Here is a 26,959-nt window from a genome sequence, read left to right as displayed (position 1 = left end):
CATTATGCTGTTTTGAGGAGGATTACTAAAATGAATAAAATAAGAATAGTTATTGTAGATGATTCACCTTTTCAAATTTCTCTTTTAAGTGATTTATTAAACGAGAATGGATTTGAAGTTTTGGGTAGTGCAGGCTCACTTGATGAGGTTAAAGAAGTGATAAAATCCTTAAAACCTGATTTAGTAACAATGGATATGACTATGCCAGGTACTGATGGCCTTGAATGTACTAGGGCAATACATGATATTGATTCTAATATCAAGGTTATTATTGTAAGTTCTATGATGGATGATGAAATTGTAAGAAAAGCTAGAAAAAATCATGTTTCAGGTTATATCCAAAAGCCTGTAGACAGCGAGGAAATTACATTATTAATAAACAGGATAATGGCAAATGAAGAATTGTTTCAAGAGTTAGAAAGTTATTATAGTAAGATATTTAAAGAATCGTTATTAGATATATTTAACAAATTAACAAAGACTGTTCCAGAATTTATAAATGAAAGTACCAACAATATAGCTCAAAGCTCAAGAGGAGTTTCAATTGTTTTAGGTATAATCGGAAAATACTCTGGCAGACTGATTCTTGATATGTCATATGAAACGGTATCAAAGCTTTCTAATGTATTACTGAAAAGGGAACCAAAAGATAATGAAGAAATGCTAAATGTTATGGGCGAAATTGCCAACATGTACGCTGGCAATGCTTCTTCTATGATAAATAAAAAGAATAAATTATTTGGATTAAGAGTTGCACCACCTACAATTTTCCACGGTGAATCAATTAATATATCCAAAGGAGAATTAGAAACAAGCTTTTCTGCAATTGTAAATTCTGAATTTGGAGAAATAACAATGAGTATTGGATTCAATCGAGGTGATGAAGAATGGATATCAAATATATAACTCCTTTTGTAAATTCCTTTGTAAATATACTTCCACAAGTTGGTTTATCAGATATTAAAAAGAACGGACTTTCTTTAAAAGGTAAATATTTAGATAGTTCAGGAGTAGTGATAATAGTAGGATTAATGGGTGATATTAAAGGAAATATTATTTATAATACTTCAATTGAAAACGCTAAAAAAATTGCATCTGCAATGATGATGGGAATGCCAGTAAATGAGTTTGACGAATTAGCTCAAAGTGCAATTTCAGAGTTAACTAATATGCTTACAGCTAATGCAGCTACAGAGTTTTCAAATATTAATATTAATGTGGATATTTCTACTCCAACACTTATACATGGAAATTTTACTGCTAATGCAAGTATTGATAAGGTAATATGTGTTGAAATGTCAGCTAATGATATTTCTTTTGATATCAATATTGCTCTGGAGATTCCTTGATAAACATACTTTTTATACTCTTATAGCAATTTAAACTATCAATACGTTATATCTCAGCAACTTAAAAACAGTCATTGAAGATGCCGTAAATAATCCGTCTTCAATGGCTGCTTTATTATTCCTTTTCTTAGCTATACATCCAACCAAAAGTTACTCTTCTATTTCTTCAGTAAGCTTAACTATCTCATCAATTATGCTGCCAATGTACTCAATAGTATCAAGAAGCGGCTTATCTGTAGTTATATCTACTCCCGCCATTTTTGCAAGTTCAACTGGTGTTTTGGTTGAGCCCGCTGCAAGTACTGCTCTCCAATCATCTATAGCTTGCTGTCCTTCTTTTAATATTCTCTTGCTGACTTCTGTTGCTATAGTAAGCCCTGCACTATAAGTGTAGGAATAAAGTCCCATATAATAATGAGGCTGCCTCATCCATGTTAGTTCTGCCCCGTCAATTATCTTTACCTCATCTCCCCAGAACTTTTGGAGTACTTCTTTCTTTATTTTGCTAAGAGTTGAAGCCTGTACACTTCCTCCTTCATCAATTATTCTGTATACTTCTCTTTGATAAGCTGCTTCTAAAAGATGAGTTACAAAATTATGATAATAAGTATGGCCAATCATCGAAGATAAAACCCATCTTCTAAACCTTTTATCCTTATTAGTCTTTAAAAGATAATTTGCCATAAGGAGCTCATTCATGGTGGATGGTGCTTCTACGAAATATGTAGAAACATCTACATCAAATATGTTTTGACTTTTATTGCATGATTTGAAATGACCTGCATGCCCTAGTTCATGAGCTAAGATAAACACCTCTGCCATCTTTTCACTCCATGATAGTAATATGAATGAATGGCTTCCATAAGGACTTGAGCAAAATCCTCCTGTGGATTTCCCCTTATTTTGTGCAAAGTCAATCCATCTCTCATAATAGGCCTTTTTCACCATTTCTAAGTAATCATCACCTAATACAGCCAAAGCACCTTCAATATATTTTTTAGATTCTTCTATAGTTACATTAGGATCATATTCTGGATCCACTGCAATCTTCAAGTCTGCAAAAGTCATTTCATCAAGTTTGTGTATTTTCTTTAAGAGTCTTGCATATTTTCTCATATGAGGTGCTAGCTTCTCAGTTATAAGATCTATCTGTCTGTTATATAAATCTCTATCAACCTTTTGAGGAAACAATAAACTATCTATAACAGAGTCGAAACCTCTTAAGGCAGCTATATTTTTTTCTTTCTGGACTTGAATCTGATAAGCTGCAGCCGTAGTATATTTATATTCTCTTAATTTATCCGAAAATGCTTTAAAAGCAGCTCTGCGCACCTTTGCATCAGTTTCATATTCATATTCATTTTCAAAAAGTGCATAACCAAGAGGATATTCTTTTCCATCTACAGTAAAACTCTTAAAATCCATATCTGCATGTTTAGCTTGTTCATAAACTTGATAAGGTGCCTCCAAAGTTCCAGATAAAGCAGCTAATACTCTTTCTACTTCTGGATGAAGTGCATAAGCCTTTTCCATTTTTTTATCCTTTAAATAATTACTGTTTTCTTTGGATACAGTTATTGCAGCATCTAAAACTTCATCGTCAGCTTGAATAATTTCACTTTTTATAAAGCTCAACCTGCTTTCAATATCAGATAATATATTAACCATTTTAGAATATCTATCCTGATTTTCATTATTTGTATAATCCACTGAAACTGAAAGCTCTACATAAGAACATGTAAGCCCCTTAAGTTGATATAATTTTCTTAGCTGGTCTAAGCATTCATTAATCTTGCTTACTGTATTTAATTTGCCTTTATACTCTTTTTCTATTTTCAAAGAAAGCTCTTTCATCTCTTTTACAGCTGATTGAAATTCTTCGTCTGTACCATAAATAGCAGATAAATCCCAAGTGAGTGCTTGGTCTACATCTTTTCTTTCCTTTAGAAGTTTCTCCATTACCAATGCCCCCTTTATATATGTTCAATACAACTTACATTTTATACCTTTTCATTCATTCAGTCTACTTAAATTAAATATTAAATATAAAATACCGTACTGAATTTCTCCAATACGGTCTATATGTATTCGTGGGTTTCATTGGTGGAGGCGAACATCATCGAATCCCTGTTCAGAAACCTTCATTACTTATGATACGGTTCGCCATTTGGGTAGTAAGTGCAGTTTTTTTTCAGTAAAAAAGATAGAACATTTACATATCCTACCTTTTTAGACTTACAAACATTTACAATATTCCTTGCATTTGTAATAAAACAAGCTGCTTAAGTATGATTTTTATCTAATTGTGAATTAAGGTATTATGATTACAACAAAGACCGCAACTGCAACGTGTATCACCAAATTTCAAGTCGTAAGCTTCTGAAAGCTCTACATTAACTTTAATAACCTTTTCCGCAAAATCTGATTGCGCTTTTGGTACTTCTAAAAGATTATCTGCCTTAGCTTGTGTATTTATAATTGCACCAATTGGAACATATCTATTTGCAGCTATCCTAATTCCTCCTGTTACAATTGCTCCAGTATCAATATAGCAATTGTCCTCTACTATAGCGTTAAATACAATTGAATTAAACCCAACAAATGTATTGTTTCCTACAATAGCTGGTCCATGAATTAATGCTCCATGAGCTATACTTACTTTATTCCCAATATATATTGAATATCCTGTACCATTTACAGAATATTTAGCATCTTTTAGCCCATGAAATATTACTCCATCTTGTATGTTTGAATTATAACCTATATAAAATGGTGTTCCCTCATCTGCTCTTAGAACTACATTAGCACCTACAAATACATTCTTTTCTATTGTTACATCACCTATTACACTTGAAAATGGTCCTATAAATGCACTTTCACTTATTTGAGGATACATACTTACAGGATTAAATGAAGTAATCGGATTTTCTCCAATAAAGTAAGCATATAAATTAGTTGGCCCTATTGACTTATAATCTTTTTTCATACTATTATACATTATAACTTTCTCCTTAAATTAATATTATATTATATTAAACTTAATATTAATTTGTTAATGATTCTATATATAAAAAATGTACCAGCATTTGCTGGTACTAGTAAAATAAAAATTTTAATTCTATATACGAGGTGTATATCCAGTTATAATTAATGTTGACCATTCACTATCTTCATTATCAATCCACTGACATTCCACATCTAAATATTTAAGCCATGCATTAAGTCCATAACTTTTCTTACTTACGTTAGGAGACTTTCTGCCATGATGTTCTTTTATAACCTCTAGTAATTCAATTTGCTCATCTTTACCTAACTCTTTATCTACAAGTTCTAATATTACTTCAAGACATTCTGTATATGCTCTTCCATCTCCAAGATAAATTTCATCTGAGTAAACTTGTCTTTCCTTATTTAAAGCATCAATAATTTCATTAATTTCTTCTTTATTAGACAAGTAATACTTTGCTCTTCTTAAAGCTTCAATATCTCCATCTAATTTATTTATCTTCTTTTCTAGGCTTTCTTTTATCATAAACATACTCTCTCTTTTCATATATTAATTATTCTTCATTAAATACATTAATAAAGACCAATTAATTATATCAGCAATAATGTATTATTACTATTTATTTTTATATTTAAATTTATTATTATTTAATTATTAATAGATTGCGCTATCTTTATTAATGAGTCTTCCGGCAAGGTGCTGAATAAAGAATATTGCACATCATCTATTATCCAAGTAATTTTTGTAGTTATAACACCTGTCTTTTCATCTTTCATAGAGTCAATATAAGCTGTATTATTCCCAATATATATACTCTCAGTTCCTGATAATTTGGATAGACTTTTACTTTGTAATATCTCAAAATCAGCTGAACTTGAGCTGTATTTTAATTTAACACATTTTTCGTTTTCATCTGAAATTCTCAAGACAATAACCTATGATCCAAGCATTTACAGGTTATTACATTACATGAAACAGTGCAAAAAACTGATAGAAAAAACCTAAGTGAATATACCCTTAAGCCTCTTTTATTAAGTATATTTTATCGAGATGTTACTTTTTCAATAAGTAATCAACCAATGCCTTATTTCCTTCTATACATCTGCCACACCCTGTACCAACTTTTGTAATAGCTTGCACTTCTTCAAATGAATTAGCACCATTTTTGATTGCATTTTTCAAATCTTGTTCAGTAACTTTAAAACATCCACATACTACTTTGCCATTCACTTCTTTATTTCCACCTTTGCTTTTTATAAACTTTGAAATTATTGATTTAAACATTTTTTATCTCCTCTTTTCATTTTTTTAATCACCAAATAATCTTTTTAAAGATTTATATATTAAATAAACTTCAATCTTTTTAAATATTATTTAGACTTTGAAGTAAATTCTCTACATTAATTCCATGAACTACAGCAGCTTCTTCTATACTCTCGTTTTGAGATGCAGGACATCCAATGCATCCCATTCCAAAATCTATTAATATTTCTATTGCTTTAGGCCCCATATTCACTATATCCTTTATTAATGTTTCTTCATTAACTTTCACAATATACACTCCTTTATTAAATATAATCCTTGCTCATATCAAACCAATTCTCCCAAGGTCCAAATAATTTTTCATGAGGTTCAATACATCCCCTCCTGTAAGGAAAACTATCCTTTTTATAAAGGCCTCTTTCCTTTAACCCTTTTAATATTCTATTCATTCTCATATCTCTTTCTTCAATGGATTGACTATATATCAGTATAACCCTGTCACTGTCTATTTCACCCTCTAGATATCGATCTGGTTTCGCATCTTCCGGTATTGTATGACTAATTCCAGTACCTAATCTCTCCCCTTTTTCCTCATAAATCAAAGATTTATTTTTCATCATCTTTCCGCTTAAATTATGATCTTCATCTGCCTCTTCTAATAAGAATAATAGGGTTTCATCCAAGTTTGTTAAGTTATCTTCCCAAATTTCAAACTTCCAACAATTTATACATTCCTTGTTTGGTGTTTTTTGTATTTTAAGCTTATAATAACATTGGGAGCATTTATTACCCCAATCTTCTCCATAGCCAAAATAAGTCCAATAATCATCTTCTGAAAAAGGTACGCGCTTTATAATTTCATTAAACCTATCTAGTTGTTTTTTTTCCATTATTATCTCCTTCAAACAATTTAACTAATAACCTATAGTTCTCTTGACATCTCATCCAAATCTTTTCTATGTATAAATGAAATTTTATTAGATAAGGTATATCCTATAGGTAGTAATGCAATAGGGATTTCCCCTTTCTTACAATCAAGGATTTCCTTAATCTTTTTATCTTCAAACGCGCCAACCCAAGTAGAAGAAATATCTAAAGCTTCACAGGCAAGCATTGCATAAGTACATGCTATAGTTGCATCTTGAATACTATACAATTGTTCTCCTCTTTTCCCATATTGCTCTGAGGATTCTTGTGTTTTTGCAACAAATACCAATACAACTGGCGCTTGTGCTATAAAATTTTGATGTAATGCAGCCTCATATAACTTTACAATTACATCTTTAGATTTTACTACTATCACTTCATATGCCTGTAAATTACCAGCCGACGGTGCACTGTTTACAGAATTCAGTATTTGTATAATTTTATTATCTTCAATTAATTTATCAGAAAACTTTCTTATTGATTTCCTATTGATACATAATTTTTCAAATTCATTAATCATAATATTCTCCTAATAATAAACTATCCTATCCGCATATATTCTTGCTTTATTAACTCTGCAAGCTCTGGTCTTTGCTTAGATACATTCATTAAATAAAGTATTATATTTCCTGGATATGCTATTTTATCTTTTAATTGCGTGTATTCTAAAGTTCTTCTTGTTAAGGCTATAACACAATTTTCATTATGATTTTCATTACACTCCTTGCATAACCTACATATGTTAGCAATTCCCTTAGCAATCACTTTTTCATCATAATATTTAAAATCATCTTTTGGAATTAAATCTTCTCCATCATCTATAGAATAAGTTTGATTATCTTTGATATTTTTAATAACATAATCTGCGAATCCAATATTACACTTTCTAAAATTACATCTTTCAGATGATCTGTGGCTACATTCATTACAAACTTCCTCAACATTACTTTCGAAACTTTTTAAATAATCCATCTTAATACCCCTCTTTATCTCTTATAGAATTAATTAAAATACAACTAATTAGTTTAATACTAATTAGTACTAAATGTTTAAAAGCTAAGGTGTATACATTTATACACCTAATAATTTCGTTAATGAACTTATTAAATTTTTCTTTTCCTCCGATGTTAGAACACTAAAGATTTCATTTATATTTTCTAAGTGTTTAGGAAATATTTCACTTATAAGGTTTCTTCCTTATTCAGTAATACTTATCAAATTAACTCGTCTATCCTTTGGATCAATGCATCTATTAATGCTTTTAGGTTCAAATCATTCAATTCCCCGTAAGTAATTTTTTTCTTATCCATGTTTATAATATATTACTAATTAGTAATATCGTCAAGCATTTTTTTCATTATTATGTTAAGTATTTAAAATCGAATAGTCAAAGGTATCTCCATAACTCGGTAGTCTCTTCCCACAATGGTCCGACTTCACTTAAGGAAGTATTGGCGATTTTGGCATATTTTCAATTACTATTGGCTAATCCTTATTTAAATTCTCTATGCGTAAGTCCTAAAATTATTATATTTATCCCCTTACATTTATATAGATTTGCTACTTATTATATTCTTGGTAGCACAAATAAAATAAGATTAAAAATTTTTAACTGCAATCAATGAAACAAATAATAAAATTGTTGATTTAGGCATATTGCTAAAAATAAATCCATATAAGTCAAATAGCTATATATGGTGTGCAATATCTACTGAGGCGTATAGTCATAATAAATACAGGAATACACTTAGATTTGTGTAAAAACAAATTTAAGTGTATTCCTTCTATAAAATAAAACTATTGTTAGGTTTAATCATCTCACTTCAAGTGTTCTTTACCTTTAGCTTTTCCATTACCATTTCCGAAACCCTTGTCATTAGTTACTTCTACTTTACACTTAGCAGAATACTGTCCGTCTTTTGTACTAACTGATATTATAGCGTTACCCTCATTTTTACCGAAGACTCTTCCATCTTCAGTTACACAGGCAACTGTATCATCACTTGATTTCCAGATTAAAGTTGTATTTTTCAGATTTCCTGGAGTAATTATAGATGTAAGTTTTTCAAATTTTCCTTCCTTAATGCGTATGGATGTTTTATTTAGTCTTACTCTGAAAATTCCTGTATCTGTATCTTCATTATCTTTTACAATTATAAAACATCTATCCTTAAGATTACCATCGGCAGTTTTTGCAGTTACTATTGCTATTCCTTGATTTAATGCTGAAATAGTACCATTATTATCTACGGATATGACCGAAGGATTGTCTGTTGACCACTTTATTGACTTATTAGTAGCATTTACAGGTGAAATATTTGCTGTTAAATTTTCATTTTGACCTTTATCCATTTCAATTACATTGGTACTTAATTCTATATTTCTAACGGGTATATAACTGCCATTTTCGTTAGTCACTGTTACATTACAATAGGCTTTATAATTACCATAAACTGTCGTAGCAGTTATCAATGCCGTACCTGATCGTTTTGCAGTTACTATGCCATTCTGATCCACAGTAGCCACATTGTTATTGTTTGAGCTCCATGTGACCTGCTTATTTGTTGCATTAAATGGAGTAACTTGAGCTCCCAGAATAATTACCTTTCCTTTTGTAAGTGTAACACTTGTCTTATCCAAAGATATTCCTGTAACATTTATATCAGCATTTACATTATATACTGTAACATTGCATACTGCAGAATAATTACCGTCAACTGTTGTAGCAGTAATTATTGCTTTTCCTACAGTTTTCCCAATTACTATACCATTTGAATCCACTACTGCAATATTAGTGTTACTGGATCTCCATCTCATAGATTTATTAGTTGCATTTTCTGGAACTACCGAAGCTGTTAAGATTATTGCCTTGCCTACGTACACTGACGAGTTAGCTGTATCCAGGGTTATTCCTGTAACACTTATGTTACCTACATTTACTGTACAAACTTCAGTGAATCCCCCATCAACTGTTGTGGCAGTTATATGAGCTACGCCCTTTGCTTTAGATGTTAATACTCCATTTTGACTAATTTCCACAACGTTTGAATTGTCCGATGTCCAAACTATAGATTTATCATATGCTGTAGCAGGAGCCACAGTGGCATATAGCACTGATGTTTGGTTAACATCCATTGTTACAAATGATTTATTAAGAGTTACACTTGTTACGTTTATTCCGTTTTGTGGAACCTGATCAGAGGTTATGCTTCCTGGAGTTGGATTCTGACTTTGACTTAGTCTGACCATATCAAAACCGGTTTCAGCATACCTGTAAGTTACACTTTTGTTAACTTGGAAGTCTCCAGAGCTATACTGCGCTCTTGCTACCACATCACCATCATCTTTAGCTAGAATTATACTTACAGTTGAACTGTTGCTTAATACTTCATTAACAAATGGAAGTGAAATATATTTATCTTCAGTAAGAGCTGTGCCGTAGAAAGTGTTAAAATTATCAAGAGTTGTACTTCCTTTTGAGCAAACCACTAATATACCTTTGGGAGATATAACTTTTGATGTGGTAATGTCAATATTCTGTAAGGGCAACTTGTAATCCTTTAAATCTATATTTCTATCTGTGTTATTGTATAACTCGATATATTCGTATGAATCATTAGTAGTTTGAGACATCGGCATTACTTCAGTAATTAAAAGTTCCTGCCCCATAGAAGCTGCATATACGTTATTAACCGATGCTTGAGTTAAGCAAGCCATTGTAAAAAACACTGTCGTGGTAAAACTGAGTATCCTTGACTTGTACCTTGTCTTCATTACAAATTCCTCCAATAATATTATTTAATCACTGACTACTATATTTCTTGATAATTCACATATCACTCCCTACACATTGCTTTTATGTAATACATATTAATAAATGTAATACATTTCCATTATATGTACGTTTATATTTTGTTTTTTATGAGGGTACAAATTAACTTTTTTAATTTACATAAATACTTACCTGGATTTAATCAACAAATTTCTATTCTGGATTATCATGATAAATATGGGTTGCATTTCATAAGAATCTTTACACCTATAGGCGGTTTCGGCTACTAATTTTTACAAATCGAGTAGGAGGTAGATATTTATTTTGTGGATAGCAGCAATAATGGCAACCTTCTTTTTCTTAATTTACGGAAGCTTATGATAATATTAATATTGATGAAATAAGTGTTAAAATAGTTTGTGTTCATGAGATTAGTCATGACCGTTTTCATAGAGGTCTTGGCATCAATATGTTTCAAGATGAAATGTGTGTATTATTGAAATCATCTACACCTGAAATACAAGCAAACTACTTTGCTACAGAGTTCCTTATCCCAGATAATAAATTCGGAGAACTATCAATGATAAACACACAACTATTGAACTGAACCAATAAATACGGGTATTGCAAAATCACTCCCATAATTCCTATATGACTTAAATTCTTTAGTATATTAGGCTCAGCAAGAAAATCTACTCGATTATTCCACTGGGTATTTATCTCCTTAACTACCTAAAGATTTCCTAACCTGCTATTTTTGCAGAGGTACACTGTCCCCATACCGCCTCGTCTTAAAACCTCTATTATTTGGTATTTTCTATCTAGTATTTGTCCTGAATTTAACATGTCCTCACCTCCAATTTAATAATTCTATCTTTTATCTAAACAAAGCTTAAAATCCCCCAACATTTGTCGAGGGTTTCAATGGGGGAGGCGAAGCACATGGAATCCCTGTTCAAAACTAAAACGACATTAATTATTAATAGATTCAGCTATCTTTATTAATGAGTCTTTCGGCAAGGTGCTGGATAGTGAATATTGAATATTATCAATTATCCAGGTAATTTTTGTAGTTATAACATTAGTTTTTTCATCTTTTACAAAGTTAATATAAGCTATACTATTGCCAATAGATATATTCTCAGTTCCAGCTAATTTGGATAAACTTTTACTTTGTAATATTTCAAAATCAGCTGAACTTGAGCTGTATTTTAGTTTAACACATTTTTCATTTTCATCTGGGATAGATATATCAGTTAGAGTAAACCCTTCTGGAATATAGGAGGGAATCAAAATCTCACTTTCAAAGTATTCTGCAGCTTTTTCAATAGTTAATGGTTCAGGCATTAATGCTAAGCTAGTATCTGATTGAGCTTCTAGGCTCACTTCACCATTACTAATATCAGCCCTGTTTTGCAAAATACTATCAGAGGCTTTACTAGAATCCTTCCTGCTTTGTGAATCAGTTTCTATATTTTCTTTTACTGCATCAATGCTTTTATTTCTAGAAACATTGTTTAAACCTTTAATTGCAATATCTACATTCTTCTCTGCTATAGCCATATTATTTTTTGTATTGCTTTTACTATTTGAGGCTGCAGAAGAGGATTGAGCTAAATCACTGCTGCCTGTTGTTTTAGCCGTTTCTTGTATTTTGCTTTCATTATCTAAGGAATTTTTCTGTTTCTGATTTATTGATTTTGCTATGTTGCTATTATTAATATCTGATTTATGAAACAAAGAAATAAATATTCCAAAAAAAATTATTAAAGCACCAGAAAATGCTGCTGTTAATTTTACATTCATTATCCATTCTTTTCTATGAGTACATTTTTCTAAGGTTTTTCTTTTTAATTCATCAGTAACATAAACATTCTCGAGTATTAAGTCTGATGCTTCTCTAAAGTTTTTCATATTATCTTCCATATTCAATCTTCCCCTCTAAATTAGATTTCAATATCGTTCTTGCGCGGAAAAGCCGGCTTCTTACTGTTCCTTCTGGTATTTTTAATGCCGCACTTATATCCATTGTAGATAGTTCCTCATAGTAATAAAGAATGATAATCTCTCTATATTTAAGAGGAAGATTCATAACTTCTTTTAATAATTCCTCATATTCCATCTTCCTTGCAATTTCTTCATCCACATTTTCATGGGTGTTTTTTATCGAATCATCACCAACATCTTTAAAAAAGCGAACTTTTTTAAACCAAGAAATCCTTAACATATCTCTGCAAGTATTTGCTGTAATGCTCATAATCCATGTCTTTTCACTGCTGTTATTTTTAAATTTATTGTAATTTTTATAAATTTTTACGAATACTTCCTGGAAAGCATCTTCTGCCAGATGCTTGTCCTTTAAGTATAAATAAGCAATCTTCAGAACATCATTTCCATAGTTACTCATTAGCTGTTTTATTTTTTCATCCATTTCTTATCTCCCGTTAGGCATCTATGTAATAAAATAGAAATATATTTAATTAATTACTATACTTAATTAGACGTATAACATTTGAGTTTAGTTTCATACATTTTAAAATTTTTACATTACTACATAAATTTATGGAGCAAATTTATATTAAGGCTCGTCTAATATTATGAAAACAAATATAAAGGAGAGATTATATATGAAAACTAATAACTTATTAAAGTCAAGATGGTCATTCATTTTCGCATTTGCAGCTGCATTTATCCTATTCTTTAACTTTGGAGCTTCAAAAGTTCTAGCTGCAGATTCCAGTGCAGTAACTATTGATTCATCAAGAACAATAAATGTTACAGGAAGTGGTGAAATAACTGTAACTCCAGACATAGCTTACTTATATTTAGGAGTTGTAACAGACAAATCTACAACTATTGAAGCTCAAAGTGCTAATTCAGCTGCAATAAACAATGTAATTGCTGCTATTAAAAAAGAAGGCATAAAAGATGAGGACATTAAAACAACTTATTATAGTATAAATCCAAAATATGACTATGACAAGAACGCCGGAACAAGTTCAATTGTTGGATATACAGTGTCTAATACATTAAAGGTTACAGTTAAGGATATCAGTAAGGTTGGACAAGTAATTGACACAGCTGTAAAAAATGGAGCAAATACTTCTAATAGTATAAGTTTTGGCATCAGTGATTATGAAACATATTATAATAAAGCTTTACTAAAGGCATTATCAAATGCACAAAGTAAAGCACAAGCAGTTTCTGGTTTTTTAGGTGTAAAACTTACAGCACCTGTAAAGGTAATAGAAAATTCAAATGGAATCCCTAATGACTACCCAGTTCTATTTAATGGCAAATTAGAATCAGCTGGTTCTGCAGATTCCACATCTATTCAAGCTGGAGTTTATAAGGTAAAGGCAGATGTTAGCTTAGTTTACCAGTATTAGACGATAAAAAAGGCTTAAGTGGTATATACCCCTTAATGCCTTTTTATTATTTTTCACATTAATATAGAAAAATCCCCCTCACTTATGTTTCAGTTCCCGTATCACTTTAACTGTTGTTTTCATATCTCGCTTCACACTGATAACTGATCCCCCCGATGCTTGTCACTATATAAACATCATATTATACTATATAATATTTTTGTAAAGTAAGCGCGATACTTGGTCAATTTAATCGTATATATAATAACACTGTTTAAAGAGATGGATGGGGGTGACGGTTTGGAGGGTGATATATTTATTAAAATCTATAAAGAGTATTTCCCTTACGTTTATAAATACCTTTATGGACTTACGTATAATCATCAGACAGCAGAAGATTTAGCACAGGACGCCTTCGTTAAGGCCCTATGTGTTCTTCAATTTCCTAATGAAAGTATCAAATCCTGGTTACTGACCGTTGCCCATAACCTCTACGTCGATTATGTTAAGAAAAACAGACGATTGGATTTTCGGGAAGATGATATGTTAAATCAAACAAAGGCACAAGACTTTATTGACAACCTAATACTCAAGGAAAGTACCAAATCGGCTTTTGAATTAATTCAGCAGCTTCCTGAAAATCAGCGTCAGGTTGTACTGCTATGCTTGGTAAATGAACTCTCATACCAGCAGGCAGGAGAGGTTTTAGGACTAAGTGTCTCAGCAGTGACAAATTTGATTTATAGGGCTAGAAAAACTCTTAGAGCCTTAAGGAGGAGTATTAATGAATAGTGAGTTCCAGGAAAAACTGCAGCTATATAAAGAAGGCAAATTAAATCAAGATGAGATAGCAGACATAGAATCTGATATCGATAAATTCATTGCCATATCAGATTATCTTAATAACGATGAGATGGATTTTTTAGAAGAGATGAAGCAGAATATGCCGGCAGGCAACGTAGATGATAATAGAATTGCTAAATTGTTAAAACGGAGAGTAAATCTAAGAATTATTATGATAACAGCATTTTCGTTTTTTTCAGCTTTGGTAATCTTTATTTTTATATACTTTACGGCATCAAAGATTACTACTTCCTGGTTTGGATTGGATTATAAGGAAGCATACGTAAAGAGAGAAATAATGGTCCAATTATCACAAATGTTTCAGCCCAAATATAAATCCTATAGAAGCGGCGTAGATACATCAAATTTTGCACAACAAAATATCAAAGTTTCCCTTGAAAATACCATTGGAAATACTAAAATAGATGAAACCGAGATAAATGTCAGATATAGTTTAGGAAAACCTGTAAAATCAAGAACAACAGTAGTGCCTCCATTAATATTTGAAGATTTTTCTTATCTTGTTGCTCATGAATCTGATCCTATATCTGGTTTTAAAGTCCTGGAAAATGCACCTAAAGGTACAAAGGCAAAAATATTGGTTGAGTTTAATAAATCTTTAACAGCTCAGCAGATAAAGGAGCATTTTATAAATAAAATAAGTAATATAGATACCGCACCTTTAGATATTACACCTATAGCATCAATCGATTCAAAGTTTGTATTAGCAAATCCTTCATACTACCAAGTTAGATCCATTTTCCCATATGATGCCAATAACGCTAAGCAGCTCGAGGGTAATAGTTTAAAGCAAAATCAGTATGAGAATATGGACGGTCAGGCTCACAAAGAGTCTTTAATTGGCAACCTCAATCTTATAAAGAACAACCTTAGGCTGTTGCAAGTAATGTACTATGAAGATATGTTTAAGAATATTAGTATTGATGATATGATTAAGCATGTTGAAGATAACGGTGCCGAATATGTTGGTATGTATATTTCTGCAGACAGCAAAGAACTATTAAACCTTAAAGGCAGCCCTCTTATTCACTGTATGAGGGTTGATAATATAGTTTTATGGTAAAGCTGATTATAATAGCCTAATTTTTGAAATACAAAGCTTCCATTGGTATATTGCTATGGAAGCTTTTTATAATGTTAATAAACATTACTTTAAAATCTTACGCTTACCTTGATTTAGTATTATTAAACCATTCAATTGTTGCTTTTTCCACCTCTTTTGGAAGCTTTTTATTATATACCTCATCATATAGCCACGCCAATGACTTATTACTCAAATATTTTCTCATTTCATCTTCTGCTTCTAACATTACAACTTTTATTAAACAAGGACATTTAGTATGTGTATCTGGTAAATTATCCTTATCTAATAATATATTGTTTTGTCTAATTTCTGCGCATTGAAAAAATGGATCACTTCCTTCTACTGCTTCAACGACATCCCAAAATGTTATTTCTTCTGCACTACGAGCTAGCGCATAACCACCTTTTACACCTGGTATAGATTTTATGATGCCTGACTTACTTAATTTTGCATATACTTTTGATAAATAAGTTTCCGAGATACCTTGAAATGTCGCTAAATCCCTTATTCCCACAGATTTACCTTCTTCTAGGTTTACCATATATAATAAGCAATGTATTGCATATTCTACTCCTACTGAAAATTTCATTTTTATACTCCTTTGATATATTATAGTCTTTTATTAATAATATCCTATTATTTATTCTCATTCAAGTTAATCATACATGATTAAATATAACTCTTTACAAAATGTTCTTATTGACAACAGGGAAAAACCATTGTACTATTATTATAGACAATGTATGTCGACGATAATATATATCCATAATTTAAGGAGGAATATAAAATGCTTACAGAAAAGTTTTATGATGTATTAAAAAAAGAAGGTGTAGTTTCAATAGTATCTTGCTCAAACAATGAGGCCCATGTGTGTAATACATGGAATAGCTATTTAGTTATTGTGGATGAAAATAAAATTTTAATTCCTGCAGCTGCTATGATTAAAACAGAAGAAAATGTTAATATTAATCCTAAAGTTAAACTAACAATTGGTAGTAAGGAAGTAATGGGCTATAACTATATGGGAACTGGATTTTTACTTGAAGGAACCGCTAAGTTTTTAAAAGATGGAGAGAACTTTAAGATGATGAGAGAAAAATACTCATTCCTAACAAGAGTATTAGAAGTTACGGTGAGCTCCTGTAAACAAACACTTTAATTAAAGGAGAAAACTATGCCTAGAAGAATTAATAAATCGGATTGCGTTGGTTGTGGGACTTGCCAAAGAGTATGTATTGTTGGATGTATAGCACAAGAAGATGATAGAAAAAGATTAATCAATGAATCTGCATGCGTTGACTGTGGAGCTTGTCAATATGCTTGTACTAAGAATTGCATATCCGAAAATTAGCTGAAAGGATATATATTTTATTTATGAAGAGGATAAATTCTAAACTTTATCCTCTTTTGTTTAGATAATCGTAATGTATAAGTTATAGTGTAAAAGCTCCATTTGAAAAAGCTTTTCTCTTTTCATGATGTTACTCCAGTATTTCTACATATCCTTCCGTTCCGTTCACCCGAATCCTCTGACCATCTTTTATTAGTTTTGTAGCATTTTCTACCCCTACTACTCCTGGAATACCATATTCCCGTGTAATAACAGCACCATGAGTCATCAGTCCACCTACTTCAGTTACCAAGCCTTTAACAGATACAAACAGTGGTGTCCAACTAGGATCAGTAAATGCTGTTACCAATATGTCACCCTCTTCTATTATTGCATCTTCTACCTTTAAAACTACCCGAGCTCTGCCCTCTATGACACCTGATGAAACCGGTACGCCTGCTAAAGCGGCCTGTGGGATATTCCCAATGTTATATTCTCCAAATATGATTTCCCCCTCTGAGGTCATCACTCTAGGTGGTGTCAGCTTCTCATAAACCTCGTAATCCTCTTTCCTTTTAACTACTATACTGTAATCTAACTTGTTTGTTCGAATCACTTCACAAAGCTCCTCAAAATACAGATAAAAAATGTCCTCCTGCTCCTTAATGACACCATTTTGTACAAGAACATCCGCTTCCTTTAGAAGAGCATTTTTATAAATTTGAAATCTTTTTATGAAGGAATATTTAGGGTACTCCCTAAAGCCAATCACATTTCGTAAAACACTTATCATACGCTTTGTCTTTTTAGTTTTTCGTTTTCCACTGGGTAATTCTTCCAATCTTCTCAAAAGCTCTCTTTCCTTCTCCTCTGCTTCTTTTCGACCCAGATCAAATTTTGTTATACTTGAATGCATCTCATTACTTTTTATATTACTTATAATCATAGGTATGAGTGCTGTAGGCGTTTCAATCCAACGAGGTTTTGTAATATCAATTTCACCAGGACAGCGCATACCATATTTTCTAAGAAATTTTTCCATAGAACCCCATACCAAATCCCCGCCTTTAATTTCACTTAAATCCCTCATAATGGTGTTATCATTAGCATGTTTGAGATATTCCATTACTTCTGGATATTTACGAACTATATTAGCCACATCTAGAAGTTCAAGACCCATTTCCGAGGTAACATTATTAAATACTGATTTAGAAAGTTCATCAACAGCACTCTTTTCACCTAACCATTTTTCAATTTTTTTATTAATCCAATTGCTAACAAAACCTCCTACCGCCATCAAGCCCATATTTTGTGGTCCAGTCAGAACTGATTTCAAATCCCTAGTATCCTTTAAAATAAACTCTAATAGTTCGGCTCCTGACACCACCTGTATTCTTTGCTCCATATCTTTTATGAGATCTTCATTGTATGAAATGGTATCTTGGACCACCTTTACATTATTTTTTCGATATGCTTTAATAGCAGGTTTTAGCCATCCTAAGACCCCTGAACTCATATTGATAGATCCCTTACCTTTAGGCAGAGTCTTCACAAATTCCTTTCTATCCATTAAATTTACTAGGGCATTCTTCATCAAGATATCAGCATTACCAGTGCTTGTGAGTAAAATCTTTCTTCCTATAGGTGAGGCTAAATCATATGTTCCATCTATAAAAAGCCTCCCTCCTGCTGGTATTAAATTTTGCCCAAACCAAAATGATAACATTTGACAGAAGGACATCCCTAAAGGTTTTATGGTATCTGTCATCATCTGTAGATGTCCCATAGAGACATATATACGATTTTTTCCGTCGTTTTCTGGTATAGGGTATAGGGTAGTAATAGGACGACTCTGGACAATATAGAACCTTCCTTCAGCTAAGCACCATTCAATATCTTGAGGTCTAGTAAAATATTTCTCAATTCTTCTACCTATATCTGCAAGCCGCAAAATTTGTTCATCTGACAGAGCTTGAACATTTCTTATATCTTCTTCAACTTCCTGTTCCTGGGTACCACCATCTTTTAATGCATATATTGCTATTTTTTTTGTAGAAATTTTTTTATCAATTATAATTCCATCACGCAATTTATAGATATCAGAATTTACTAAACCCGATACCAAGGCTTCACCAAGTCCAAAGCTTGCATCTATGGATAACACTTTCCTGTTAGATGTGACTGGATCTGCTGTAAACATAATCCCTGAGGCTTGAGGAAAAATCATCTGCTGAACTACAACCGACAAAAATACCTTCCTATGATCGAAGTTATTTTGAATACGGTAAATAATCGCGCGTTCTGTAAATAGGGATGCCCAGCATTTTCTTACATGCTCAATAATTGCATCCTTACCAAATATATTTAGATAGGTATCCTGCTGTCCTGCAAATGAAGCTGTTGGCAGGTCTTCAGCAGTAGCACTTGATCGTACTGCATAAGCGTGTTTTTCTCCCAATTTTGATATATTTTCATTTATCGCTTCCTCTATTTCCTTTATAACCTCTGTTCCCTCTATGAGATTGCGAATTTTTTCACTTAGTTGCCCTATCTTCCCTCTTTCAATTACCTTTAGCTGTGATAACTGATTCAAGAGTACCTCTAACTCATTGTTAAGTTCTACTGTTCTTTTATAAGCCTTTACTGTAACACAAAAACCTTTTGGTACCTGTATTCCAGGGATTTTTGATAATTCTCCTAAATTAGCTCCTTTACCTCCTGCCTCTGGCACATTAGTACTGTCAATTTCATTAAGCGGTAAAACATACTTACTCATAGAACTCACCCCTTTGTAATTTTTGAACTAATACGTTTTATTTATTTCATAATACACGATACAGTAAAATTCCGCAACATCATTTTTGAAATTATTTTATTGATATATTTCAAAACTTATAGTATTCTATTGCTGAGGTGAGTTATAATGGATGGTTTTGAACGACGTACAGAAAGAAAAAAAGAAAATATTATCAAAACAGCATTCGAATTGTTTTCTACTTATGGTGTACAAAGAGTTAGCATAGCTGAAATAGCCAAAAAGGCAAAGGTATCCCAGGTCACTATTTATAACTACTTCGGAAGTAAGGATGAACTTCTAAAGGATGCAATTTTATCACTTCTTAATAAGCGGCTGCAGGAAGATATGGAAGTGATTGAAAGTGATCTCCCCTTTCCTAAAAAAATTGAGACTTTTATCTCTGAAAAAACTAGTGAATTATCGGCAATGAATCCTGATTTTCTTAAAACAATGAAGTCAGAGGACCTCACTATTAGACAGATTGCCGAGGATTTTACTAAGAATAAATATATTCCCTTGATATTAAAGCTAATAGAAAAGGGACGGGAAGAAGGTTATATCCAGCATCATATTTCCAATGAAGCTATATTGATCTATATTAATATGTTTAGAGAAAGCAAACGCTCAGATTCACTCCTTGACCTTAAGCACAGCAGGGGTTTATTCAAAGAACTAGTCACACTATTTTTCTATGGTATCTTTGGTAAGGCTATAGACAAACAATAATGTATATGAAAAAATTAAAACCTCCCATGGTTAAATCTAACCCTTAGGAGGTTTTAGTTCTGTATTCCTTGATACTACATTAATAAATAATATGTACTTATTAATTTTTAATTTCTATTAACAATCCATATACCCATACAAGCTAAAACCAAGGCTGCTAAGCTTTTAACATCAAATATCCACTCTCCTAGTAAAAAAGCAGATAGTATTGCACCAAATATAGGTGTTAAAAAGTTGTACATAGTTATATTTCCAACTTTATTATATTTATATAGTGTTGCCCATACTACTAATGCCACAGAGGATAAAAGAGCCATATATAATAATAGTACCCAAGATTCTGTCGAGACAATGTATAACGTTCCGCCAGCGGATTTTCCTATTATTATAAGCATTAAGCTTCCAAAAATAAGCTGCCACCCAGTTGTAACAAATACATCATTGGTCTTTACAAGACTCTTATTATATATACTTCCAATAGATCCCATTAATGCTGAGAAAATTAGAAATCCATCACCAATTAACTTGAATGATCCACTTAGGCTTCCACCTTCAAAATTAAGTACTATTATTGACAAAAATCCTACGGCACAACCTATAATTTTTTTTATAGACAGCTTGTCATCCTTATGAATAAAGTGAACAATCACAATGTTTATAAAAGAACTTAATGAACCAAGTATAGAGCTCTTTACCCCTGTAGTATTTGTCATACCTATATAAAGAAAAACATATTGCATTAGAGTATGCACAATTCCTAACAACACAAAGCTCTTAAAATCTGATATAGATTTAGGCATTATGCTTTTCCCCATTAATTTCTGTATAAGCATTAGAATTATTCCAGCTATCAAAAATCTGTATCCAGCGAATATCAATTTTAGGAAACTATCGTTTGGTTGTATATCAAAAATATCATAGCCTAGTTTGATAACTGGATATGCGCTTCCCCATAAAAACGTGCATAAAATAGCTAATAAAGCTATATATTTTTTAGTAGTAAATATTTTTTCTCCGTTAAATTTTAACATCTTTAATTTAGTCATCTCCTGTCTTCGCCAATAATTGGATTGTCCCATCTGTCTATAGCCAAGTATTAATTCTTCGTATACTATTAAAATGAATAGCACTACTTATGGCTTCTCTATATCATAAGTAGTGCTCTAACTATTTAACTAAACCATAATGTAGTACACAAAATCACTTTTCTACTCTTGAAATAGATGACAAGCTGCAAAGTGATTTGTTGATATTTCTTTTAGTTCTGGCTTTTCCTTTAAGCATTTATCCATACATTTCTTACATCTAGTACTAAAACCACATCCCTGTGGCATATCAGATGGACTTGGCGGTTCTCCTTCTATTATTTCAATTTCAGTGCTATTTTCCCTATTAACTGAGAATACTGAAGCTAATAATGCTTTCGTGTATGGATGGGCAGCACTAGCGGTAAGTCTATTACTATCTATTACTTCAACAATTCGGCCAAGATACATTACTATTATTCTTTGACTTATATTTCTAACTACTGCTAGATCATGACCTATAAAAATATATGACAAGCCCTTTTCTTTCTGAAGATCCATAAGAAGTTTAATTACCTGCTCCTGTATAGAAACATCTAAGGCTGATGTAGCTTCATCACATATTATGATCTCAGGCTCCAGGGATATGGCTCTTGCTATTGCAACCCTTTGCTTTTGTCCTCCACTTAACTGATGTGGATATCTCCCCATAAAGTCCTCAGTGAGCCCAACCATTGCTAGCAGTTTTTTTGCTTCACTTTCAGCCTTACGTTTATTCATAAGCTTAAAGTTTAATAATGGCTCCCTTACAATATGTCCAATTTTCATACGGGGATTAAAGGATTCAGCGGCATCCTGAAATATCATCTGAACTTTCCTTCGGTTCTGTCTAAGCTCTTCGCCCTTTAAATGGGTAATATCTCTGTTATTATAGGTAATATTACCTGAGGTTACACTCTCCAATTGAGTAAGAATTTTTGCTATGGTGCTTTTACCACATCCGCTTTCACCAACGATGCCTAAGCATTCACCTGAATATAATTCAAAACTTATATTGTCCACTGCAGTTAATTTCTTACCATCTTGTAAATTAAACTTTTTTGTAAGACTTCTTATTTTAAGTAGCGGTTCTTTCTTTTTTCTCAATTTTGCATCCTCCCAGTTCAGGTACTGCTGACAGCAGGCTTCTTGTATATTCATTCTTTGGATGATTTATAACCTGATCTTTAAGTCCCCATTCAACTAATTCACCCTGATGCATTACTCCAATTTTATCACACATATAAGACGCTACACCCATATTATGTGTAACCATTATAATAGTTGTATTAAAATTTTTCCTCAGCTCCATCATTTCTCTTACTACCTGTGCCTGAACAGTTACATCAAGAGAACTAGTTGGCTCGTCAGCTAAAAGAAGTTCTGGTTCCATAGTCATTGCCATAGCTATAGCCACTCTCTGCTTCATGCCACCGCTTAATTCAAAAGGATATGAATTCATTACACGACTTGCATCAGGTAACTGCATTTTCCCAAGCATATCAATAGCTTTATTCTGGGCTTCAGCTTTTGAAATATTAAAATGACTCCTTATTGTTTCAATAAATTGATCTCCAATTTTTAAGATAGGAGTCAATGATCGTCCTGCATCCTGAAATATAATGGCTATCCTATTTCCACGAATTTCTCTCCATTCCTTCTTTGAGAATTCAAGAAGGTTTCTATCTTTAAAAGTAATATTTCCAGAAGAGATGCTGCTTCCCGTAGGCAGTATTCCTAATATGGATCGTATAATTGTTGATTTCCCACTGCCACTTTCACCTACTATGCCAACTATCTCTTTATGACCAATGGACATACTTACATTTTTCACTACAGGCTCCTGCCTACCATATCTTATAGAAACATTATTTATGTTTAAAAAGTTATTTCCTATCATTTTTGTCTACTTTGTTATCCAACATATAGAAATCTATTGGATAAACTTCCATTCCAGTAACTGTACTTTTGCTTACTCTATTACTCATTGGATTCACAAGGAATAATCCTGCATTATCATCTAATAAATTTTGTTGTACCTTTGTAGCAATCTCATTTCTCTTCTGAGTATCATATTCAGTTTTTAATTTGTCGATTAGAACATCCACATTTGGGTTACTGTACTTTCCAAAGTTTGTGCTTCCTCCAGTTCTAAAATACGACTCCAAAAATGATTGAGAATCTCCTGTAGTTGCTGTATTTACATTATATAAAGAAAGATCAAAATCTCCACTCTTTAATATTGGATTAACTGTTTCATAAGATTTTAAGTTAGCAGCTATACCAATCTCTTTAAGCTGAGCTTGCATTGCTTCACCAATTACCGGAATTTCCGCACGTGTTGGGAATACAGCAATATTTAACTCTAACTTTTTACCGTTCTTCTCTAATATTCCATCTCCGTCTGTATCTTTATAACCTGCATCATTCAATGTCTTAGTTGCTTCTGCTTGATTATATGTATATCCTGTAAGATTTTTATTTCCAAAAGGAAGTGATCCTGGGAAAGGCCCTACTGCAGCTACAGCAGTTCCCTTAAGCAGAGATTTACTGTAAGATTCTCTATCAACTCCTAGAGCTATAGCCTTACGAACTGCCGGATCCTTTAGAAACTCATTATTAAAATTAAAATATGACATTACTATTCTAAGGCTAGTAGCTGTACTTATGGTATACTTTGACTTATCTTCAAATAATGATAAATTGTTGACTGAAACATTATTTGCCACATCGATTTCTCCTGATTGTAGAGCCATTGAACGTGTGTTGTCGTCTTTAATATACTTAAAAGTAGCCTCATTTATAAGTGCTTTTCCGCCCCAATAATCGCTGTATCTTTCTACTACTACCTGTGAACCATCAGTATAGGATTTAATTTTAAAGGGACCTGTACCTATTGGAGCTTTAGCAACTGTATCTGCAGCAGCAGTAGCATCAATAATTGAGTTAATAGGGTCCGCAAGATTTCCTAAAAGTGCTGTATGTGGTGTTTTTGTAGTTATAGTAAGATTTTGTCCATCTGCAGTTATTGAACTAACTGCTAGCATTTCCTGCGTTCTAGGGTTTGCCTTCAGTGCTCTTTCCATAGATGCCTTTACAGCATTTGCAGTAAGTGGATTTTCGTTATGGAATTTAACTCCTTCTCTAATATGAAACTGCCAAGTTAAGTCATCTACCTTTTTCCATGAATCAGCTAGTGAAACTTCTATCTCCATACTTTTGTTAAACTTAACCAAAGTTTCGCCTATACCATACATAGAAACATACCAGCCGTTCCATTCAAGGGCAGGATCTAAATTTGTTTGATACAGATTCAATCCCACTGTAATATTTTTTGTTTCGTTACTGATAGTCTTATCTGCAGAACTATTATTCTTGCAGCCAACAAAGCTTGTACATAACATAGCTACTAAGCCTATAATCGCTAATTTTTTCTTCATTATTAAATCTCTCCTTAATATTCTTCATTTGGATCTAGTATATCTCTAATACCTTCCCCCAGCAGATTAAATACTGTTACAGTTATAAACATTGCAATGCCTGGGTATATCATAAGCCATGGTGCAGTTTGTATGTACGCTCTACCTTCATTTATCATATACCCCCACTCAGGTGTAGGCGGCTGTGCGCCAAGACCTAGAAAGGAAAGGGATGATATTTCAAGCAGCATACTTCCTATATCCATTGCAGCCATTACAATAATGGATGGAATTATATTAGGTAATACATATCTTAAAATTATTTGGTATTGTCTAGCACCGCCCATTTTAGCGGCTTTAATGTAGTCTTTTTTTCTTATAGACATTGCTAACCCTCGACTTACTCTTGCATACTTAGCCCAATTCACTACAGCTAAAGCTATTATTGTATTTATTGAGCTAGATCCAAGGACCCCTGCAATGGCGATTGCAAAAATAATTCCAGGAAAAGCAAGAAAAATATCGCAAAACCGCATTATTACAGCATCAGTTATCCCACCAAAGTATCCAGCTAGTGCACCTACTAATGTTCCAACTATAAATACTATTATTACTAAAATAAAGGTCATCTTTAGGGAATTTAGTGCACCATATAGAATTCTAGAAAGCAGATCTCTTCCTAATTGATCTGTACCTATCAGGAAAATATCACTTGATCCTTTCAGTGAATTTGCCATATCTGTTTTCAGTGGATCATGAGGTGCTATATATGGCGCAAGTATGCTTATTGAAACTAAAACAATTGCTAGTACACAATAAACCATAAAGGATTTATTTTTTCTTAAAACCAATATAATGTCTTCCAAATTAAACCCTCTTTTCTAAACGGATACGTGGATCTAAAATATAATAAGAAATATCCACCAACATATTAATCAACATATAAATAACAGTCATCCATACTACATAACCTTGTATTAATGGGTAATCCCTTGTAAATATAGCCTCAATAGCCAGCTTGCCCACTCCTGGCCAAGAGAAGATAGTTTCTATAATAACTGCTCCTCCAAGTAGCACTCCAAAAGATAATCCTAGTAGAGTTATAATAGGAACTAATGAACTTCTTAGAACGTGTTTTAATAATATAACTCTGCCTCTAATCCCTCTAGCTTTTGCACCAATTACATATTCCTGAGATATTTCTTCCAATATAGATATCCTTACCTGCCTTGTATATCTTGATGCTAATAAAATAGTCATAGAAGCTGAAGGCAGTATAATGCTTGTCCAGTTTGAAGAGCCCATCACAGGCAAAACTTTAAGTTTCAGTGCGAATATGTACATCAGTATTAGTGCTATCCAAGGTGCTGGCAATGATATCCCAAGAAAGGACACTGCTCTGATTATGTTATCTAGTGCCTTGTTCCTATGTAGTGCTGATATTATTCCTAATGGCATTGCTATAATCGTCGTCATTAGCACGGTCATCCCTGCAAGCTTAAAAGTAGCAGGTAAAGCTCTTAATATCAAATCTAATACAGGTTTGTTATATTTATAAGAAGTACCGAAATTCCCCTTAAACACATCTGTCAACCAATGTAAATACTGTGTTAGAAAGGGTTTATTTAATCCTAGTCCTTCTCTAACTTGTTGTATAAGCTCCGGTGAAGGAGTAACTCCAGTGGCGCTAAGCATTAGTTCTGCCGGGTCCCCCGGTGAAAGGTATGTAAGCGCAAAAGTTAAAAATGTAATTCCAAGTAAAACAGGTATTAAATAGATTAACCTTTTTATTATGTACTTTACCAACTTGTTTTTATCACCCTCTCTATTAATTCCTTAAAGTCTTTTCTGAGAATATTGGATGCTAACACTCGACTCAAGAAATAATAATTCATTTGTTACTGATAACGAAAATCATTATCATCATCGATACAGTCATTATATATGAACTTTTATAAAATAGCAATATAATTTATATTGTTTTTTCTC

At 32.4% G+C, this 26,959-nt stretch carries 29 protein-coding genes; 9 read left to right on the top strand and 20 right to left on the bottom strand.

What is annotated here, in order from left to right; translation table 11 throughout:
- Positions 1–30 precede the first annotated feature (30 nt).
- Positions 31–906, top strand: coding sequence for a response regulator (locus JOC70_RS01100; protein WP_204597080.1), 876 nt, complete (start codon positions 31–33; stop codon positions 904–906).
- Entirely contained in the window at positions 888–1,349 is a 462-nt protein-coding gene (locus JOC70_RS01095) for a chemotaxis protein CheX (RefSeq protein ID WP_204597079.1), read from the top strand. The genes JOC70_RS01100 and JOC70_RS01095 overlap by 19 nt, the downstream gene beginning before the upstream one ends.
- Positions 1,350–1,499: 150 nt before the next feature.
- Here the strand turns inward: JOC70_RS01095 and pepF are convergent, their stop codons facing one another.
- From pepF to JOC70_RS01045, 10 genes are all read right to left on the bottom strand, one after another.
- Positions 1,500–3,308, bottom strand: a complete 1,809-nt coding sequence (gene pepF, locus JOC70_RS01090; protein WP_204597078.1) for an oligoendopeptidase F — start codon at positions 3,306–3,308, stop codon at positions 1,500–1,502.
- A gap of 340 nt (positions 3,309–3,648) precedes the next feature.
- Entirely contained in the window at positions 3,649–4,347 is a 699-nt protein-coding gene (locus tag JOC70_RS01085) for a DapH/DapD/GlmU-related protein (RefSeq protein WP_204597077.1), read from the bottom strand.
- Between the two features lie 120 nt (positions 4,348–4,467).
- Positions 4,468–4,881 (bottom strand): hypothetical protein, encoded by a 414-nt coding sequence (locus JOC70_RS01080; RefSeq protein ID WP_204597076.1) that lies wholly within the window; start codon positions 4,879–4,881, stop codon positions 4,468–4,470.
- Positions 4,882–5,003: 122 nt separating this feature from the next.
- Positions 5,004–5,282 carry a DUF4367 domain-containing protein gene (locus tag JOC70_RS01075; protein WP_207755204.1) on the bottom strand — a complete coding sequence of 93 codons (279 nt, stop codon included), beginning with the start codon at positions 5,280–5,282 and terminating at the stop codon, positions 5,004–5,006.
- 127 nt (positions 5,283–5,409) lie between these two features.
- Positions 5,410–5,640, bottom strand: coding sequence for a (2Fe-2S)-binding protein (locus JOC70_RS01070; protein WP_204597075.1), 231 nt, complete (start codon positions 5,638–5,640; stop codon positions 5,410–5,412).
- A 79-nt stretch (positions 5,641–5,719) separates the two neighbouring features.
- Positions 5,720–5,908, bottom strand: coding sequence for a DUF1858 domain-containing protein (locus JOC70_RS01065; RefSeq protein WP_204597074.1), 189 nt, complete (start codon positions 5,906–5,908; stop codon positions 5,720–5,722).
- A 16-nt stretch (positions 5,909–5,924) separates the two neighbouring features.
- Positions 5,925–6,509 carry a hypothetical protein gene (locus JOC70_RS01060; protein ID WP_204597073.1) on the bottom strand — a complete coding sequence of 195 codons (585 nt, stop codon included), beginning with the start codon at positions 6,507–6,509 and terminating at the stop codon, positions 5,925–5,927.
- A 32-nt stretch (positions 6,510–6,541) separates the two neighbouring features.
- The gene (locus tag JOC70_RS01055) at positions 6,542–7,066 is read right to left on the bottom strand and encodes a nitroreductase family protein (protein WP_204597072.1); all 525 of its coding nucleotides are present in this window, start codon (positions 7,064–7,066) and stop codon (positions 6,542–6,544) included.
- A 20-nt stretch (positions 7,067–7,086) separates the two neighbouring features.
- Positions 7,087–7,518 (bottom strand): hypothetical protein, encoded by a 432-nt coding sequence (locus JOC70_RS01050; protein WP_204597071.1) that lies wholly within the window; start codon positions 7,516–7,518, stop codon positions 7,087–7,089.
- An 846-nt stretch (positions 7,519–8,364) separates the two neighbouring features.
- The gene (locus JOC70_RS01045) at positions 8,365–10,320 is read right to left on the bottom strand and encodes an Ig-like domain-containing protein (RefSeq protein ID WP_204597070.1); all 1,956 of its coding nucleotides are present in this window, start codon (positions 10,318–10,320) and stop codon (positions 8,365–8,367) included.
- Positions 10,321–10,703: 383 nt separating this feature from the next.
- On the opposite strand from JOC70_RS01045, the gene JOC70_RS19600 reads away from it, so the two are divergent.
- A complete protein-coding gene (locus tag JOC70_RS19600) occupies positions 10,704–10,925 on the top strand; it encodes an ImmA/IrrE family metallo-endopeptidase (protein WP_204597789.1) in 222 nt (73 codons plus the stop codon).
- 365 nt (positions 10,926–11,290) lie between these two features.
- On the opposite strand, the gene JOC70_RS01035 is transcribed toward JOC70_RS19600, so the two are convergent.
- Together JOC70_RS01035 and JOC70_RS01030 are read right to left on the bottom strand one after the other, a co-directional pair.
- Entirely contained in the window at positions 11,291–12,244 is a 954-nt protein-coding gene (locus JOC70_RS01035) for a DUF4367 domain-containing protein (protein ID WP_204597069.1), read from the bottom strand.
- Positions 12,234–12,749, bottom strand: a complete 516-nt coding sequence (locus tag JOC70_RS01030; RefSeq protein WP_204597068.1) for a sigma-70 family RNA polymerase sigma factor — start codon at positions 12,747–12,749, stop codon at positions 12,234–12,236. Before JOC70_RS01030 ends, JOC70_RS01035 begins: the two co-directional genes overlap by 11 nt.
- Positions 12,750–12,945: 196 nt before the next feature.
- Between JOC70_RS01030 and JOC70_RS01025 the strand changes: the two genes are divergently transcribed.
- The 3 genes from JOC70_RS01025 to JOC70_RS01015 all read left to right on the top strand — a co-directional run bounded on the left by JOC70_RS01025 (position 12,946) and on the right by JOC70_RS01015 (position 15,613).
- On the top strand, positions 12,946–13,707 hold the full coding sequence (locus JOC70_RS01025) for an SIMPL domain-containing protein (protein ID WP_204597067.1): 762 nt from the start codon (positions 12,946–12,948) through the stop codon (positions 13,705–13,707).
- A 279-nt stretch (positions 13,708–13,986) separates the two neighbouring features.
- Positions 13,987–14,478, top strand: a complete 492-nt coding sequence (locus JOC70_RS01020; protein WP_204597066.1) for an RNA polymerase sigma factor — start codon at positions 13,987–13,989, stop codon at positions 14,476–14,478.
- Positions 14,471–15,613, top strand: coding sequence for an anti sigma factor C-terminal domain-containing protein (locus JOC70_RS01015; RefSeq protein WP_204597065.1), 1,143 nt, complete (start codon positions 14,471–14,473; stop codon positions 15,611–15,613). Before JOC70_RS01020 ends, JOC70_RS01015 begins: the two co-directional genes overlap by 8 nt.
- A gap of 103 nt (positions 15,614–15,716) precedes the next feature.
- On the opposite strand, the gene JOC70_RS01010 is transcribed toward JOC70_RS01015, so the two are convergent.
- Entirely contained in the window at positions 15,717–16,223 is a 507-nt protein-coding gene (locus JOC70_RS01010) for an RrF2 family transcriptional regulator (protein ID WP_204597064.1), read from the bottom strand.
- A 198-nt stretch (positions 16,224–16,421) separates the two neighbouring features.
- On the opposite strand from JOC70_RS01010, the gene JOC70_RS01005 reads away from it, so the two are divergent.
- The gene (locus JOC70_RS01005) at positions 16,422–16,793 is read left to right on the top strand and encodes a pyridoxamine 5'-phosphate oxidase family protein (RefSeq protein WP_204597063.1); all 372 of its coding nucleotides are present in this window, start codon (positions 16,422–16,424) and stop codon (positions 16,791–16,793) included.
- A 15-nt stretch (positions 16,794–16,808) separates the two neighbouring features.
- A complete protein-coding gene (locus JOC70_RS01000; RefSeq protein WP_204597062.1) occupies positions 16,809–16,985 on the top strand; it encodes an ATP-binding protein in 177 nt (58 codons plus the stop codon).
- Between the two features lie 130 nt (positions 16,986–17,115).
- Here JOC70_RS01000 and ppsA read toward each other — a convergent pair whose 3' ends face one another.
- Positions 17,116–19,740 (bottom strand): phosphoenolpyruvate synthase, encoded by a 2,625-nt coding sequence (gene ppsA / locus JOC70_RS00995; protein ID WP_204597061.1) that lies wholly within the window; start codon positions 19,738–19,740, stop codon positions 17,116–17,118.
- Positions 19,741–19,887: 147 nt separating this feature from the next.
- Here ppsA and JOC70_RS00990 point away from each other — a divergent pair, with 147 nt between their 5' ends.
- Positions 19,888–20,487, top strand: a complete 600-nt coding sequence (locus JOC70_RS00990; RefSeq protein ID WP_204597060.1) for a TetR/AcrR family transcriptional regulator — start codon at positions 19,888–19,890, stop codon at positions 20,485–20,487.
- 107 nt (positions 20,488–20,594) lie between these two features.
- Here JOC70_RS00990 and JOC70_RS00985 read toward each other — a convergent pair whose 3' ends face one another.
- The 6 genes from JOC70_RS00985 to nikB all read right to left on the bottom strand — a co-directional run bounded on the left by JOC70_RS00985 (position 20,595) and on the right by nikB (position 26,776).
- Positions 20,595–21,617 (bottom strand): DMT family transporter, encoded by a 1,023-nt coding sequence (locus tag JOC70_RS00985; RefSeq protein WP_341534839.1) that lies wholly within the window; start codon positions 21,615–21,617, stop codon positions 20,595–20,597.
- 78 nt (positions 21,618–21,695) lie between these two features.
- Positions 21,696–22,658, bottom strand: coding sequence for an ABC transporter ATP-binding protein (locus JOC70_RS00980; protein WP_204597059.1), 963 nt, complete (start codon positions 22,656–22,658; stop codon positions 21,696–21,698).
- A complete protein-coding gene (locus tag JOC70_RS00975; RefSeq protein ID WP_204597058.1) occupies positions 22,630–23,451 on the bottom strand; it encodes an ABC transporter ATP-binding protein in 822 nt (273 codons plus the stop codon). The genes JOC70_RS00980 and JOC70_RS00975 overlap by 29 nt, the downstream gene beginning before the upstream one ends.
- A complete protein-coding gene (locus tag JOC70_RS00970) occupies positions 23,438–24,991 on the bottom strand; it encodes an ABC transporter substrate-binding protein (protein WP_204597057.1) in 1,554 nt (517 codons plus the stop codon). The genes JOC70_RS00975 and JOC70_RS00970 overlap by 14 nt, the downstream gene beginning before the upstream one ends.
- Before the next feature lie 14 nt (positions 24,992–25,005).
- Entirely contained in the window at positions 25,006–25,836 is an 831-nt protein-coding gene (nikC, locus tag JOC70_RS00965; protein ID WP_204597056.1) for a nickel transporter permease, read from the bottom strand.
- Between the two features lies 1 nt (position 25,837).
- Positions 25,838–26,776: a nickel ABC transporter permease gene (gene nikB / locus JOC70_RS00960; protein WP_204597055.1), complete on the bottom strand. Its 939-nt coding sequence runs from the start codon at positions 26,774–26,776 to the stop codon at positions 25,838–25,840.
- Positions 26,777–26,959 lie beyond the last annotated feature (183 nt).

The organism is Clostridium pascui (assembly GCF_016908015.1).
Taxonomy (GTDB): Bacteria; Bacillota; Clostridia; order Clostridiales; family Clostridiaceae; genus Clostridium_AK; species Clostridium_AK pascui.
Note: the sequence above shows the minus strand (reverse complement) of the source record. Positions and strands in the feature narration are given on the sequence as shown.

What these genes read in the sequence shown, in the direction of transcription:
- JOC70_RS01100 (WP_204597080.1), top strand. Translation starts at nt 31, where the DNA reads ATGAATAAAATAAGAATAGTTATTGTAGATGATTCACCTTTTCAAATT.
- JOC70_RS01095 (WP_204597079.1), top strand. Translation starts at nt 888, where the DNA reads ATGGATATCAAATATATAACTCCTTTTGTAAATTCCTTTGTAAATATA.
- pepF (WP_204597078.1), bottom strand. Translation starts at nt 3,308, where the DNA reads ATGGAGAAACTTCTAAAGGAAAGAAAAGATGTAGACCAAGCACTCACT.
- JOC70_RS01085 (WP_204597077.1), bottom strand. Translation starts at nt 4,347, where the DNA reads ATGTATAATAGTATGAAAAAAGATTATAAGTCAATAGGGCCAACTAAT.
- JOC70_RS01080 (WP_204597076.1), bottom strand. Translation starts at nt 4,881, where the DNA reads ATGATAAAAGAAAGCCTAGAAAAGAAGATAAATAAATTAGATGGAGAT.
- JOC70_RS01070 (WP_204597075.1), bottom strand. Translation starts at nt 5,640, where the DNA reads ATGTTTAAATCAATAATTTCAAAGTTTATAAAAAGCAAAGGTGGAAAT.
- JOC70_RS01060 (WP_204597073.1), bottom strand. Translation starts at nt 6,509, where the DNA reads ATGGAAAAAAAACAACTAGATAGGTTTAATGAAATTATAAAGCGCGTA.
- JOC70_RS01055 (WP_204597072.1), bottom strand. Translation starts at nt 7,066, where the DNA reads ATGATTAATGAATTTGAAAAATTATGTATCAATAGGAAATCAATAAGA.
- JOC70_RS01050 (WP_204597071.1), bottom strand. Translation starts at nt 7,518, where the DNA reads ATGGATTATTTAAAAAGTTTCGAAAGTAATGTTGAGGAAGTTTGTAAT.
- JOC70_RS01045 (WP_204597070.1), bottom strand. Translation starts at nt 10,320, where the DNA reads ATGAAGACAAGGTACAAGTCAAGGATACTCAGTTTTACCACGACAGTG.
- JOC70_RS01035 (WP_204597069.1), bottom strand. Translation starts at nt 12,244, where the DNA reads ATGGAAGATAATATGAAAAACTTTAGAGAAGCATCAGACTTAATACTC.
- JOC70_RS01030 (WP_204597068.1), bottom strand. Translation starts at nt 12,749, where the DNA reads ATGGATGAAAAAATAAAACAGCTAATGAGTAACTATGGAAATGATGTT.
- JOC70_RS01025 (WP_204597067.1), top strand. Translation starts at nt 12,946, where the DNA reads ATGAAAACTAATAACTTATTAAAGTCAAGATGGTCATTCATTTTCGCA.
- JOC70_RS01015 (WP_204597065.1), top strand. Translation starts at nt 14,471, where the DNA reads ATGAATAGTGAGTTCCAGGAAAAACTGCAGCTATATAAAGAAGGCAAA.
- JOC70_RS01010 (WP_204597064.1), bottom strand. Translation starts at nt 16,223, where the DNA reads ATGAAATTTTCAGTAGGAGTAGAATATGCAATACATTGCTTATTATAT.
- JOC70_RS01005 (WP_204597063.1), top strand. Translation starts at nt 16,422, where the DNA reads ATGCTTACAGAAAAGTTTTATGATGTATTAAAAAAAGAAGGTGTAGTT.
- JOC70_RS01000 (WP_204597062.1), top strand. Translation starts at nt 16,809, where the DNA reads ATGCCTAGAAGAATTAATAAATCGGATTGCGTTGGTTGTGGGACTTGC.
- ppsA (WP_204597061.1), bottom strand. Translation starts at nt 19,740, where the DNA reads ATGAGTAAGTATGTTTTACCGCTTAATGAAATTGACAGTACTAATGTG.
- JOC70_RS00990 (WP_204597060.1), top strand. Translation starts at nt 19,888, where the DNA reads ATGGATGGTTTTGAACGACGTACAGAAAGAAAAAAAGAAAATATTATC.
- JOC70_RS00975 (WP_204597058.1), bottom strand. Translation starts at nt 23,451, where the DNA reads ATGATAGGAAATAACTTTTTAAACATAAATAATGTTTCTATAAGATAT.
- JOC70_RS00970 (WP_204597057.1), bottom strand. Translation starts at nt 24,991, where the DNA reads ATGAAGAAAAAATTAGCGATTATAGGCTTAGTAGCTATGTTATGTACA.